This is a genomic window from Paenibacillus sp. Y412MC10 (assembly GCF_000024685.1).
In the GTDB taxonomy this organism is placed as follows: Bacteria; Bacillota; Bacilli; order Paenibacillales; family Paenibacillaceae; genus Paenibacillus_AQ; species Paenibacillus_AQ lautus_A.
Genome location: NC_013406.1, coordinates 2,622,971 through 2,636,633, shown reverse-complemented (window position 1 = coordinate 2,636,633; position 13,663 = coordinate 2,622,971). Strand labels below are relative to the sequence as shown.

Annotated in this window: 11 protein-coding genes; 3 read left to right on the top strand and 8 right to left on the bottom strand. The window is 51.4% G+C overall.

The window, feature by feature from the left end; genetic code table 11:
* Positions 1 to 99 precede the first annotated feature (99 nt).
* The 3 genes from GYMC10_RS11485 to GYMC10_RS11475 all read left to right on the top strand — a co-directional run bounded on the left by GYMC10_RS11485 (position 100) and on the right by GYMC10_RS11475 (position 3,459).
* On the top strand, positions 100 to 963 hold the full coding sequence (locus GYMC10_RS11485) for a class I SAM-dependent methyltransferase (protein WP_015734608.1): 864 nt from the start codon (positions 100 to 102) through the stop codon (positions 961 to 963).
* 4 nt (positions 964 to 967) lie between these two features.
* Positions 968 to 1,687 (top strand): RluA family pseudouridine synthase, encoded by a 720-nt coding sequence (locus GYMC10_RS11480; RefSeq protein ID WP_015734607.1) that lies wholly within the window; start codon positions 968 to 970, stop codon positions 1,685 to 1,687.
* 410 nt (positions 1,688 to 2,097) lie between these two features.
* A complete protein-coding gene (locus GYMC10_RS11475; RefSeq protein ID WP_015734606.1) occupies positions 2,098 to 3,459 on the top strand; it encodes a lytic polysaccharide monooxygenase in 1,362 nt (453 codons plus the stop codon).
* A gap of 153 nt (positions 3,460 to 3,612) precedes the next feature.
* Here GYMC10_RS11475 and GYMC10_RS11470 read toward each other — a convergent pair whose 3' ends face one another.
* The 8 genes from GYMC10_RS11470 to GYMC10_RS11435 all read right to left on the bottom strand — a co-directional run bounded on the left by GYMC10_RS11470 (position 3,613) and on the right by GYMC10_RS11435 (position 13,551).
* The gene (locus GYMC10_RS11470; protein WP_015734605.1) at positions 3,613 to 4,044 is read right to left on the bottom strand and encodes a MarR family transcriptional regulator; all 432 of its coding nucleotides are present in this window, start codon (positions 4,042 to 4,044) and stop codon (positions 3,613 to 3,615) included.
* A gap of 410 nt (positions 4,045 to 4,454) precedes the next feature.
* Positions 4,455 to 6,914, bottom strand: a complete 2,460-nt coding sequence (gyrA, locus tag GYMC10_RS11465) for a DNA gyrase subunit A (RefSeq protein WP_015734604.1) — start codon at positions 6,912 to 6,914, stop codon at positions 4,455 to 4,457.
* A gap of 11 nt (positions 6,915 to 6,925) precedes the next feature.
* A complete protein-coding gene (gene parE / locus GYMC10_RS11460; RefSeq protein ID WP_009591364.1) occupies positions 6,926 to 8,905 on the bottom strand; it encodes a DNA topoisomerase IV subunit B in 1,980 nt (659 codons plus the stop codon).
* Positions 8,906 to 9,019: 114 nt separating this feature from the next.
* Complete coding sequence (locus GYMC10_RS11455; RefSeq protein ID WP_015734603.1) at positions 9,020 to 10,009, bottom strand: ABC transporter permease; 990 nt, start codon at positions 10,007 to 10,009, stop codon at positions 9,020 to 9,022.
* Complete coding sequence (locus GYMC10_RS11450; RefSeq protein ID WP_015734602.1) at positions 10,002 to 10,970, bottom strand: ABC transporter ATP-binding protein; 969 nt, start codon at positions 10,968 to 10,970, stop codon at positions 10,002 to 10,004. Before GYMC10_RS11450 ends, GYMC10_RS11455 begins: the two co-directional genes overlap by 8 nt.
* Before the next feature lie 34 nt (positions 10,971 to 11,004).
* Entirely contained in the window at positions 11,005 to 11,856 is an 852-nt protein-coding gene (locus GYMC10_RS11445) for a GDSL-type esterase/lipase family protein (RefSeq protein ID WP_015734601.1), read from the bottom strand.
* 145 nt (positions 11,857 to 12,001) lie between these two features.
* Positions 12,002 to 12,745 (bottom strand): CAP domain-containing protein, encoded by a 744-nt coding sequence (locus GYMC10_RS11440; RefSeq protein ID WP_015734600.1) that lies wholly within the window; start codon positions 12,743 to 12,745, stop codon positions 12,002 to 12,004.
* A 344-nt stretch (positions 12,746 to 13,089) separates the two neighbouring features.
* The gene (locus GYMC10_RS11435; RefSeq protein WP_009591358.1) at positions 13,090 to 13,551 is read right to left on the bottom strand and encodes a GNAT family N-acetyltransferase; all 462 of its coding nucleotides are present in this window, start codon (positions 13,549 to 13,551) and stop codon (positions 13,090 to 13,092) included.
* Positions 13,552 to 13,663 lie beyond the last annotated feature (112 nt).

The window sequence follows — 13,663 nt, the reverse complement described above, 5'->3', positions numbered from 1 at the left end:
CCGAGTGGTTGGGTTAAGGCGGGGAATCCTTGGTGGCATTCAGCTTTCAATATGTTGTACAATAAAGTCTAAATGACTATTTGAAGGATGGTTTTCAACATGTATGTAGCTCAAGGTTGGCAAGATTACGAGGTCATCGACACCGGTGGGGGTGAGAAGCTGGAGCGCTGGGGCGATGTCATTCTAAGGCGTCCGGATCCGCAGATCATCTGGCCGATTGAACGTGAAGACGGACAATGGCGCAATGTACACGGACATTATCACCGCAGCTCGTCCGGCGGCGGGCAATGGGACATGAAAAAGCAGCTGCCGGATCGATGGACCATCTCGTACGACCAATTGAAATTTCATATCCGACCGACCAATTTTAAACATACCGGCTTGTTCCCGGAGCAGGCTGCGAACTGGCGCTGGATGATGGACAAAATCGCTTCCGCCGGTCGTCCGATCAGCGTGCTGAACCTGTTCGCCTATACGGGCGGAGCTACCGTCGCTGCGGCATCTGCCGGTGCTCAGGTCGTCCACGTGGATGCTGCGAAGGGGATGGTTCAATGGGCCAAGGAAAACGCGGCATTGTCCGGCCTGGCTGACCGCCCTATCCGTTATATTACGGATGACGTGTTTAAATTCGTGCAGCGGGAACAGCGTCGGGGAAACAAATACGATGCGATCATTATGGATCCTCCCTCTTATGGGCGCGGACCAAGCGGAGAAACGTGGAAGCTGGAACAGAGCCTGTATCCATTCCTCGAAAGCTGCATGAGCATCGTATCGGATAACCCGCTGTTCATGCTGATTAACTCCTACACGACCGGCATCTCCCCGACCGTTCTGAACAACATGCTCACCATGACCATGAAGCCGAAGTACGGCGGATTGATCAGCGCAGGCGAAATCGGATTGCCGATTACCCGCTCCGGCATGAACCTGCCATGCGGCATCCTGGGCAGATGGGAGTCCTGATTCGATGAGCAGACGGGGACCAGCAACGTATCCGGCCGTGCCGATTCTTTTCGAGGATAATCATGTGTTGGGCGTAACCAAGCCGGTCAACATCCCCTCGCAGGAGGATGCTACCGGTGATCCCGACATGCTGACCATACTGAAACAGGACATCAAGGAGCGTTATAACAAGCCGGGGAACGTTTTTTTGGGATTGGTGCACCGCCTTGACCGTCCCGTGGGCGGAGCGATGGTATTCGCTAAGACGTCCAAAGCCGCCTCCCGATTATCGGAGGCCGTCCGGAGCCGCAGCTTCCGTAAGCAGTATGTAGCGGTCGTTCACGGTGTTCCAGCGAAAACTTCAGGCCGGCTCGTGAACATGCTGTACAAGGATGCGAAAACCAATACCGTCCACGTTACCTCCAAAGGGACGGACGGAGCCAAGGAAGCCATTCTGGATTATACGGTGCTACAAGCAGCGGAAGGCGTAAGTCTTGTCCTGATCGAGCTGCACACGGGCAGACCGCACCAAATACGCGTACAGCTCAGCCATGCGGGTCATCCGCTGTTCGGCGATCAGAAGTATGGAAGCAAGGTGAACAAGGCCGGCCAACAGATTGCCTTATGGTCCGTGTTGGTCGGGTTCCCTCACCCTGTTACCAAAGAGGACATCTCCATTCGTTCCATGCCGCCTTCCGTTTATCCCTGGAGTATCTTCAATATGGACCAGCTGGGATCGACATGACGAACCTATCAATGAATTTTTAAAAAACGAAATCCATCATTGGATTTCGTTTTTTTGTATGTCTACGCCTAATGCTATGACTATGTAACTAATTACAAATATTGTATTATTTTTTCCCTCTATCATAATATATTATCCCTTTACTTTTAACAAAGAATGGCAAAGAATAGTAACCAGAATAGATTAACATTTTTTAGTTGATTTGTACAATCATGGTATGAACCTCATCTTGGGGTTTATATAGATCACGGTTGCCGAGGAGGAGGATGATCAAGGATAATTCATGAATGGAGTCGATAGCCGGTTCGTTCCTGTTTTGTGCAGAGCAAGTAAACCCGCAGCATAAGGAGGTTTGATCAGCAACAGGAGTCCGCTGAATTTCAAATTCAATATTCAAGGAGGTATTTGTTATGGATCAGGTTCAGTGTCAAACAAATCACCGCTTGCATTTGAAACCGCTGTGGATTTTTTTAGGAAGCACACTGTTGTTTTTCACCATTATGATCATTACGGCAAGCAGCGTTTCCGCTCATGGTTATATCGAATCACCGGCCAGTCGTGGTTATAAGTGCAAGCTTGGCGAGAACGTCAACTGCGGCAGAATCATCTATGAACCGCATTCCCTGGAAGGGAAAGGGAACTTTCCGATCGGCGGACCGGCGGACGGCCAAATCACCGGTGCCGGAATCTTTACCGAACTGTATGAACAGACGCCAACCCGCTGGAGCAAGGTAAACATGAACGGCGGGCCGAACACGTTTAAGTGGGTGCTGACCGCAGCCCATGCTACATCCGATTGGAAATATTATATTACGAAAAAAGGCTGGGATTCCAGCAAACCCCTCGCACGCGCAGATCTCGAATTGTTCTGCTCCTTCAATGACGGCGGCAAACAACCGCCGAACACCGTAACCCATACTTGTAACGTACCTACCGACCGCACCGGCTACTATCTCATCCTCGCCGTATGGGAAATCGCCGATACGGGAAATGCCTTCTATAACGTGATCGACGTGAACTTGAATAACGGCAGCGGCAATCAGGACACGCAGGCACCGACCGTGCCGGCGAATCTGAGAACCACAGGGGTTACAAGCAGCAGCATTTCGCTCGCCTGGAACGCCTCTACGGATAACGTAGGAGTCACAGGCTATGAAATCTATCGAGGCTCCAATCTAGTGGCAACGGTATCCGGATCCACCCTGAGCCACACCGTTACCGGCCTGCAAGCAGGCACCTCCTATACCTTTACGGTAAAAGCCCGTGACGGAGCAGGCAACGTATCACAGGCGAGCAGCCCGCTAACCGCCAGCACATCAAATCCCGTTCCGGACACCCAAGCTCCGACGGCTCCTGCCAATTTACGATCTGCGGGATCGACGTCCACAAGCGTATCATTAGCCTGGAACGCTTCCACGGATAACGTCGGAGTAAGCGGCTATGAGGTATATCGGGGCACCACGCTGGTTACGACGGTGTCCGGCAGCACGCTATCCTATACAGTTGGCGGATTATCGCCAAACACGACCTATAGCTTTACCGTAAAAGCACGCGATGCGGCAGGCAACGTATCCCCAGCCAGCAATGAGCTGCAAGTCACCACGGCGGACGGCTCTGTACCGGAAACTCCGGCCTGGGCTCCGAATACTTCATACCAGCAGGGAGCTTTGGTCACGTATGGAGGCAAAACCTATGAGTGCCGCCAAGCCCATACGTCCCTGCCTGGATGGGAACCCGCTAACGTGCCGGCTTTATGGCTGCTTAAGTCTTAACTTCATCAAATTATGCCAAGGTTCGTTAGTGACCACGTGACTAGAAAGCAATATTAGCAAAACAATGAAACCGCCCCCAAAGTCGGAGCTGCCGCAGGCAGCCAGACACGGGGGCTTCTGTGCATTCCATGTAGGGTGCTGGGTCAATAATGCCTACGCCTCGACCAGAACCTCCTGAGGAGCCGTGCTGATCTTTCCCAATAGATAGACAAGCAGCTGTTGATTATGCGAGGATATGCGGTTCAGAATCCGGGAAAGGTACTCCTCCCTAACCTGTAATCCTCGCGTATATTCCTCGCGTCCTTTATAGGATATCGTCACCCAGACGATCCGTCTGTCATTCGCGTCCCGTTCCCGTTGGATCAATTCGTTCTTCTCCATCCGGTCCAATAGCATCGTTACGGCAGCCGGACTTGTAGCCAGGTAAGGAATGAAATCGGAAGGTTTCATCCGCTTCTGCTCAGCGAGCACTTCCAGCACCATGAGTTGCGACTCCGTCAATGTCGGGGCCAATCCGGCTTCCATATGGAGTTTATAATCCTTGGCCAGCTTGGACCACACCTTGGCGAATTCGGCAGTATGCATGTTTATCCCGTCCCTTCCGTTATGTCTGTCATGATCAAACATCGAAATACTATCTGAGTTTGCGGAACTGTACTCTGATGAATGAACTTCCGTTTGAGCCAGCGTCATGATTTTCATAATAGTTTATAGGATTAACTTTTCGCTGGATGCCAGCCAATATCCTTCTTTTTTCGTTAAAAAATATAATTTCCAATCAAGCGACAAAACCCGTCATGCCTTGTGTGACGGCGTTTCTCAACATTCACCTTACTTCGACAGCGCCAGACATATGTCAAATAGTATAAATTTAAACATGCGTCATCCAACGCTAAATACAACAAAAGCACCCCGACAACCGTTCATCGAAGGTGCTTTCGTCCATTCATCTCTATTCAATCCATATCCGAATTAAAGGAAAGGCTCGCTCTTGCCTAACCTTCTTTGCCTAACTCTGCATGCGGGAGACTGACCAAATCGACAATCTGCCCGTTCTTGCCGACATCGGCCAGTAGTTTACCAATCGATTTACGCTCCATAATCGGAACTTTCTCCGTGTGAATCGGGAAAGCTTGCCCGTCTTCGCTATAAGCGTTAATCTGCAGCGGCTCGCGACAATAGAACGCGCCGACAATGGCGCTGCCGTTAGGCTTCACCCGCTTGCCTTCCTTGAACTCAAACGTGGCCATGCCTTTTCCGCCGCGGCTTTGGGCCGGATAATCCAACAGCAAGCTTCGTTTGCCGTATCCAAGATCCGTGATGGTCAAAATTTCGCCTTCATCGTTCTCCACCCATAATGCCGCAACGACCTCGTCCCCGTCTCGAAGCTGGATTCCCCGAACCCCGCCGGAAACGCGTCCCATGGCATTGACTTCCTGTTCATTGAAGCGGATGCTCATCCCTTCTTTCGAGATCAGCACGATATCCTTATTGCTGTCACTCATAACGACCTGGATGATGCTGTCTTCCGCAGCTACCTTCGCAGCCGCAACCGCGCCAGACCGTTTGGTTACGTACTCCTTGAGATCTGTCCGCTTCACTTGCCCTTTGCGGCTCACGAAGACAAGCGATTTGCCCGCTTCGTCAAAGTTCGAAACCGGGATGACCGATACGATATGGTCCTCTTTCGGTACCTGGATCACGTTAACAATGGCCGTACCGGCATCTTTCCACTTGTACTCCGGAACCTGATGCACCGGCAATAAGAAATATTGCCCGCGGCTCGTGAAGATCAGCAGATTCTCCAGGGTATTGACTTCAAACAACCGCGTGATGTAATCCCCCTCCTTGACGCCTGAGCTTTCCAGCTCACCGCCGCTGCGGGTGAAGGATAACATGCTGGTACGCTTAATATAGCCTTCATTCGACAAGGTTACGAGCACATCCTCGGCGTTAACAAGCACTTCAAGATTCACCTTGATCTCTTCCACTTCTTCCTGGATAACCGAACGCCGGTCGATGCCGTACTTCTCCCGAATTTCGATCAGCTCTTTGCGAATGACGCCAATCAGCTTCTTATCGCTGTCGAGAATCGCACGCAAGCCCTCGATTTTCTTCGTCAGCTCGTCCAGCTCTTTTTGCAGGGAATGAATTTCAAGGTTGGTAAGACGGTATAATTGCAGCGTCAGAATCGAGTCGGCTTGTCTCTCCGTGAAACCGAACATCCATTGCAGATTGTTCTGGGCATCCTGGCGATTCTTGGAAGCCTTAATAGCCGCAATCACTTCGTCCAGTATGTTGAGCGCCTTGACGAGGCCTTCCAATACATGAGCCCGATCCTCGGCTTTCTCCAGCTCGAACTGCGTCCGGTGGGTGACGACTTCACGCTGATGGTCGATATAGGCCGACAGCATCGCTTTAAGCCCCAGCTGCTGAGGGGTTTTATTCACGATGGCAACCATATTGAAATTGTACGTAATCTGCAGGTCGGTTTTCTTGAACAAATAAGCCAGAATCCCGTTCGCGTCGGCATCCTTCTTCAGCTCCACGACGATGCGAAGCCCTTCCCGTCCGCTCTCGTCCCGAACCTCGGCGATGCCTTCGACTTTTTTCTCAAGACGAATGTTTTCCATTGCCGTAACCAGTCTCGACTTAACAACCTGATAAGGAATTTCCGTGATGACGATCTGCTGTTTACCACCACGAAGCGATTCAATGACCGTCTTGGATCGCAGATAGACCCGGCCTTTGCCTGTCCGATAGGCATCCAAAATGCCTTCGCCGCCCATGATGATACCGCCGGTCGGGAAGTCCGGGCCTTTTATGAACGTCATGATCTCGTCCAGCTCGATCTCCGGCTTCTGCATGACGGCGATGCACGCATCGATTACTTCCCGCAGATTGTGAGGCGGGATTTCGGTGGCGAAGCCCGCGGAAATCCCGCTAGCTCCGTTCACAAGCAGATTCGGGTACCGCGAAGGCAGCACAACCGGCTCCTTCGCCGTGTTATCAAAATTGTCCTTGAACAGCACGGTTCGCTTCTCGATATCGCGCAGCAGCTCCATGGCAATCGGCGACAGCCTGGCCTCGGTATAACGCATCGCTGCTGCCGGATCATCGTCCTGGGAACCCCAGTTTCCGTGACCGTCCACAAGCACATGTCCCATTTTCCATGGCTGGGCCATCCGAACCATGCCTTCATAAATCGATGAGTCCCCGTGCGGATGGTAGTTGCCCATGACATCCCCGACGGTTTTCGCCGATTTGCGGTATGGTTTATCCGGTGTGTTACCCGAATCGTACATGGCGTACAGAATCCGACGCTGAACGGGCTTCAGGCCGTCACGAACGTCCGGGATCGCCCGGTCCTGAATTATATACTTGGAATACCGGCCAAATCGGTCACCTACAACCTCTTCCAGAAATGCCGGCAAAAATTGCTCCGATAAACTCATTCATTCACCTTCTATTCCTCAAACTCCGCGAAGTTGACATTTTCAACGATCCACCGCTTGCGGGGATCTACCTTATCTCCCATCAGCGTAGACACGCGCCGCTCCGCTTTGGCGGCATCTTCGATTTGAACCTGCAGCAAGGTCCGTGTTTCCGGGTTCATCGTCGTTTCCCATAACTGCTCCGGGTTCATCTCGCCCAGTCCCTTGTAGCGCTGCAGCTCAAAATTTTTGAATTCCTTCAAATAATTAGCCAGCTGTTCATCCGTCCAGGCATACCGCACGGTTTCCAGCTTGCCGGATTTGCTGGCGATTTTATACAACGGAGGCTGCGCAAGATAGACGCGGCCTTCATCAATCAACGGCTTCATGTATCTGTAGAAGAACGTGAGCAGCAGCACCTGAATGTGGGCTCCATCCGTATCCGCATCGGTCATGATGATGATTTTCGAATAATTGCTGTCCCCGGCTGTAAATTCCGTACCGATCCCCGCGCCGATCGCGGATACGATCGCACGGTATTCATCATTCTTCAGGATGTCGGCCAGCTTGGATTTTTCCGGGTTCATCGGCTTCCCTTTCAGGGGCAGAATCGCCTGGATCTTAGAATCCCGACCCTGCTTCGCCGAGCCGCCCGCGGAGTCTCCTTCGACAATGAACAATTCGGTTCGCGAAAAATCCTTGGACTGAGCCGGTGTCAGCTTGCCCCCGAGATTGGAACTCTCGCTGCGCTTCTTGCCGCTGCGCATCTCATCCCTTGCCTTCCGGGCCGCTTCGCGCGCTTTGGAGGCTTGAATGGCCTTCTTCAGCAGCGTTTGGGCGACCTGCGGATTTTCCTCTAGGAAAATTTGCATCTTCTCGGTAACGATGCTGTCCACCGCGCTCCGCGCAGAGGCGCTTCCCAGCTGGTCCTTCGTCTGACCCACGAATTCGACCTCAGCCATCTTGACGCTGATTACGGTCATCATGCCTTCCCGAAGGTCATTCCCCTCCAGATTCTTGTCCTTTTCCTTGAGAAGATTGTTCTTCCGTGCATAATCGTTCATGACGCGCGTATACGCCGTCTTGAAGCCCGTCTCATGCGTACCGCCCCCGCGCGTCGGGATGGAGTTAACAAACGAGGCCAGCGTTTCGGTATATCCTGCATTATATTGAAGGGCGATTTCGACTTCGATGTCATCCTTCTCGGCATAAAAATGGATCACATCGTGCAGCACGTCCTTGCCTTCATTCAAAAATTGGACGAACTGGCTTGCGCCGCCTTCATAAAAAAATTCTTCCCCATTCCCGCTCCGCTCGTCTTTCAAGACTATTCGGAGTCCTGAATTCAGGAAGGCAATCTCCTGTAAGCGCTCTGCAAGCGTGTCGTAGTTCAAATGCGTTCCCGAGGTAAACACGCGCGCGTCCGGTTTAAACGTGATTTTCGTCCCTGTTTTGTTCGTATTGCCCAGAACCTCAAGACCGGTTACCGGTTCTCCGACATGCTCTTTTCCTTTTTTGTCCTGCCAATACTCGAAGCGTTGGCGGTGAATTTTACCTTCGCGGTAAATCTCCACTTCCAGCCACTCGGACAACGCATTGGTTACGGATGCGCCAACGCCGTGAAGGCCGCCGGACTTCTTGTATCCGGAACCGCCGAATTTGCCGCCGGCATGCAAAATGGTGAATACCACCTGCGGCGTGGGAATGCCGGTCTTGTGCATCCCGGTCGGAATACCGCGTCCGTTATCGTATACCGTCGCGGATCCGTCTTTATGCAAAGTAATTTCAATTCTCGAGCAGTACTTGGCCAAATGCTCGTCTACGGCGTTGTCCACAATTTCCCATACCAGATGATGCAGACCCGACGAGCTTGTGCTCCCTATGTACATGCCTGGCCGTTTGCGTACCGCAACAAGGCCTTCGAGCACTTGAATGTCGTCAGCATCGTATCCTGAACGGTTAGTACCGCCGTTCTTTGATGACTCTGCAAACATATCGATCTGTTCGACCATTCATGCTCCTCCTTCAATTTCACGTATCTCGTGTTTTCTATTTCTACATTTCAATATTTTAGAAGAACGCGGTTCTCTAAAAAATGCAAACAAATGTTTCATGCTTTGTCCATTTTAATTCAAGATATCCCTTCTCGTAAAGACACTGAATGCAACAATAACCGCACAAATCGCCCAAATGGCTAATACGGCAAGGGAAAAATTCAAGGTCATGCCCTCGATCGGCGGCAAATTGCCCGCCAAATAACTGGTCAAATTCAGGTTTACCATGAACAAATATTTGGCGCTGCTCCATGCCGACGCCATATTCGTCAGAATATTTCCGGCGATCAATGCCGCCATCATAATGACGATGCTGGCCGCCGTGCTTCGAACCAGGACGGATACCATAAAAGCCAGCATGCCGACGCATACGCCGACAAACCAGACCAAACCGCCCTGCATCAACAAATACTTCCATTGGGGCACCGCATGAACGCCGGACATATCCACGTCTGACCCGACAATTTGGAAACCCGTGAATACCGGGATGTCAAACCCCTTGTAGCCGAAAGCGAGACCCGAGATCAGGTAAGCGATGACAAAGGTGGAAACGACAATGAGCGACGTGAACATGATCAAGGCTACCAGTTTGCTCAGCAGCACTTTCCAGCGCTTTACCGGCCTTGTCAGGAGCATCTTAATGGTGCCGGTCGTCCGCTCTCCGGAAACGATATCCGAAGCAATGGCCATGATGAGCAGCGGGATAAACAAGGATATCGCATTGTTCAGAAATTCCCGCGTGAACGTTACCCCGTTTGGTTGATTAGGATTCACATCATGCTGCAAATAATACTGCATCTGCTGAATAAAGATTTGCCGATATCGTTTCCATTCATCCGGCACCCGGTCACTGCTAAGCGAATTCTCATTATCCGTGATCCGCTGCTGAAGCTCAAGCCGCCAGTCGCTGTTGAACTTCTCCCGGCTCCGTTCTGCGGACTTCATCTGGGCGTATGTAAACATGGGCACTAGGACGAGGAGAACCAGAAGAACCACATAAAACCGCTTACGCTTGATAATTTTGATGCATTCGTTCTTGATCAGGGGCAACAGATTACTCAATGCTCTCACCCTCCGTCATCTGCAGGAACAGCTGCTCCAGCGTAGGATTGATCCGATGAACCTCCCGGACCTGCACGCCGGCGCCAACCAGCCTTTCCACAGCCCTTGATGCATGTGCAGCATGCATTCGGGTCACAACGGCATCCGGTGACATGCCTGCCAGTACATTATCGTCAAGCACATCCTCCGGGCGGTCCACGATCTCGCAATAATCCAGCTTCTGCAGAATTCGTTTACCCTGCACGGCGGGATTCAGATCCCAGATGACATGATCGCTGCTGCCGGCAATCAATTCATCGACCTCGCCTACCGCAAGCACCCTTCCGCTGCTGATGATGGCTACCCGATCGCATAACAGCTGGATTTCGCTCAGCAGATGGCTGGAAACAAATACAGCCAAGCCCTCCTCGGCCAACTGATGGATGAACTGCCGCATTTCTTTGATTCCCTTCGGGTCAAGACCGTTCGTCGGCTCGTCCAGAATAAGCAGCTTCGGCCTGCCGAGCAAGGCCTGGGCGATCCCCAAACGCTGCCGCATGCCAAGTGAATAAGTGCTGACCTTGTCATGGATTCTTCGATCAAGCCTGACCGTATCCACAACTTCCTGTATCCGCTGATCGTTAATACCGGGCTGCATTCTCGCAAAATGCTCGAGATTTTCCCAGCCGGTCAAATACGAATACATCTCCGGATTCTCCACGATGGATCCAATATAGCGCAGCGCCTGCTCCTGCTGGCGGTTCACATCGTAACCGCAGACCTCGATCCTGCCGGATGACGGCTTGATCAAATCCACAAGCATTCGGATCGTGGTTGTTTTTCCTGCCCCGTTCGGCCCCAGGAACCCGAATATTTCGCCCGCGCGCACATCGAACGACACATCATGTATAATCCATTTTCGACCGATTTTCTTTTTTACATGCTGGACGGATAGTACGATTTCCTGCGCTTGTTCATTCATCGATTTCCATCTCCCACCTGACATCCTCTTCATGTTACAGCATACCTTCTACAATTCGATCCGCGATGGCCTGATATCCTGCCCCGTTCGGATGGAAATGGTCCGTGGACAGATACTCGCCGAGCTTATGCTGAAACAAATCGAATGTAGGGACAAGCGTCATATTGGGATCCCGGTTTACGAGCTCCATGACCGCATGATTCCATGCTGAGACCACGACATTGCCGGGTATCAGCAATTCTTCCAAATCGGAAAAGGGATGATACAAGCCGATATAAACAATTCGGGCATTCGGATTAATATCCCGAATCTTCTCAAGAATTGTCTGCAAGCGTTCGGAGGCCTGCGGCAATGCGCCCATCAGCATGGCTGGATCGAGCTCCAGCTCGCCGGCATCCGCCGCCCCCTCCATCAGCCCGCTTCCTTGAAAGATATCATTGCCCCCGATAGACAGCATAATGACGTTGGCTTCCTTCAAGGCATACTGTATTCCCTTGTCGTCCAGCTTAGGGAGAAGTCCCTCGGTGGTCATTCCGTTTATCGCCAGATTGGCCAGCAGGCTGGCCGTTCGTCCATCGCCGTTCAATTGTTCGACGCTTCGGCGGACAAAACCGCCCCCGGTACTGTCCCCCGTTCCCTTGGCAAGCGAGTCTCCGATCGCCGTCACTTTCAGATCATTTGGCAGCACCGCTTCCGACGGAGCCCGTTCCGGCTTCGGCGGCGCAGTCTCTTGGCCTGGCGCGGCGGATTCGCCGCCGGTGAGCAAGGGCTGACCTTGAGGATCATTAATATCCTTAAACGCATACACGAAACCGAATATAAGCACAATCGTTACGATAATCGACACGGAGGCCGTGATACGCCATATCCATGCAGATGACTTCATGACATTCCCCCTACAAAAATCCTCATGTACATTACCTTAAGACTTCTATAAAAAATTTGCAAATCAAAACACGCAAAGAAGGCTGCCCCGGACGCAGTTTTCTGCGCGCCCGGGGCAGCCTTATCATGTAAAACAAGATCCGTGCTTATTGGCTGATGAATTCCTGAACCCAGTATCCGTTGTAATATCCCACACCGATCATGGTGAAATTAGGAGACAGGATATTTTCGCGGTGACCTTGGCTGTTCATCCAAGAGTTCATGACTTCCTGCGGCGTGCGCTGCCCTTTAGCGATATTCTCGCCGGCATAGCCGTAAGAAATGCCGTAAGCCTTCATCATGTCGAATGGAGAGCCGTGCGTTGGCGAAGTGTGGCTGAAATAATTGTTATTGCTCATGTCCTTCGCTTTGTCCAGTGCTACCGTTGTCAGCTTGGCATGTACCGTGAGCGGCTTCAGGCCAGCTTTCGAACGCTCTTGGTTCACCAAGTTGACAACTTCGGAAGCAAAATTCGATTGCTCCGTTGTGCCCGCAGATTCGGAAGGCTGGGACGGAGTCGTAGATGGCTTGCTCACAGGTTTGCTTGCTTCTGGTTTGCTTGCTTCCGGTTTGCTTGCTTCCGGTTTGCTGGTCTCAGGCTTGCTTGTTTGAGGCGTCTCTGCAGGCTTGTCCGCCTGAGGCTTTTCCGTTTGCGGTTGTTGGACGACCACCCATTTAAACTGCGACTCCAAGCCTTGGCTCTCCAGGAATTTCTGGATCTTCTGTTGCCAGTTTACATAATTATTGCTATCAGCAGGTGCAGCCGAAGCCGTTGTCGGCAGCATGATGCCAACAGCCAATACAGCCGCGATGCTGCCGCCTGCGATTTTCTTTATCCAATGGTTGTTCATGAATACTCATCTCCTATGCTCATAGTTGTAGAGTTTGCTTGACCGCCGTTCTAAGATGTTGAACTTGATGGGTGTGGGGCGGTCAGGCATTGGTTACATTTTTGTAATCAGGTACGAACACATTGTAACACATTTGATACCTTCGGCAATCCTACAATTGTTGGAAAGGAGTCCTTGAATTCCTACTTTATGCTCAGGGCCCCAGAAACCAATACCCGTCCTGGTCGAATGAATTCCTTGTATTTTTGATAATCGGGTAAAATCTTCTAAACTTCCATAGAATCTAGGTCATAACAAGAAAAAACCCACCCCGAAAACGGGGTGGGTTAATGAAAAGGCCCAGGCTACAGCTTTTTGCTGAACTGGTAACCAGCCTTTTCAAATCCAATATGTTCATAAAATGCATGTGCGGGAGCAAGTTCTTCCCGGTTGCCGCTTGTGAGAAACAAGAGGTGGCTACCATGCTGTCTTCCCCATGTCTCTGCACCGCGAATCAGTCGTTTGCCAATTCCTTGGCCGCGGTAGCTTGAGGTTACAATAACCGAAGTAATTTGAGTGACCGGTTCGGTCATAGTGAAGGATTTGACTTGACGAAGCATGATCATGCCGACGACGTCTCCATCAACCTCGGCAACCAGGTTGCCGTATAACGGGTTGTCGTTCATGGACTCCATCCGTTCACGCATGACGTTGAGCGTGGTCGGATAATTCAGTTCTCGCATCAAGGACGTGACAGCTTCCAAATCATTCTTCTCAAAGTTTCGAATCAGCAGTGCAGGCGCAGAAATTACGCTTTCGATGCTCATTATACCCTCATGCTTCCCTTCTTCTATGAATTCTGAGTAAACTCTACTTCTATTTTGTAAGTTTATGAAGAAGATTGCAAGTATCAAGCGACATTTTTTTTACATTTGTGTC

Coding starts and splice junctions, on each gene's coding strand:
- GYMC10_RS11435 (WP_009591358.1), bottom strand. CDS start 13,551: ATGAGCATCGAAAGCGTAATTTCTGCGCCTGCACTGCTGATTCGAAAC.
- GYMC10_RS11440 (WP_015734600.1), bottom strand. CDS start 12,745: ATGAACAACCATTGGATAAAGAAAATCGCAGGCGGCAGCATCGCGGCT.
- GYMC10_RS11485 (WP_015734608.1), top strand. CDS start 100: ATGTATGTAGCTCAAGGTTGGCAAGATTACGAGGTCATCGACACCGGT.
- GYMC10_RS11480 (WP_015734607.1), top strand. CDS start 968: ATGAGCAGACGGGGACCAGCAACGTATCCGGCCGTGCCGATTCTTTTC.
- gyrA (WP_015734604.1), bottom strand. CDS start 6,914: ATGAGTTTATCGGAGCAATTTTTGCCGGCATTTCTGGAAGAGGTTGTA.
- GYMC10_RS11470 (WP_015734605.1), bottom strand. CDS start 4,044: ATGCATACTGCCGAATTCGCCAAGGTGTGGTCCAAGCTGGCCAAGGAT.
- GYMC10_RS11450 (WP_015734602.1), bottom strand. CDS start 10,970: ATGAATGAACAAGCGCAGGAAATCGTACTATCCGTCCAGCATGTAAAA.
- parE (WP_009591364.1), bottom strand. CDS start 8,905: ATGGTCGAACAGATCGATATGTTTGCAGAGTCATCAAAGAACGGCGGT.
- GYMC10_RS11445 (WP_015734601.1), bottom strand. CDS start 11,856: ATGAAGTCATCTGCATGGATATGGCGTATCACGGCCTCCGTGTCGATT.
- GYMC10_RS11475 (WP_015734606.1), top strand. CDS start 2,098: ATGGATCAGGTTCAGTGTCAAACAAATCACCGCTTGCATTTGAAACCG.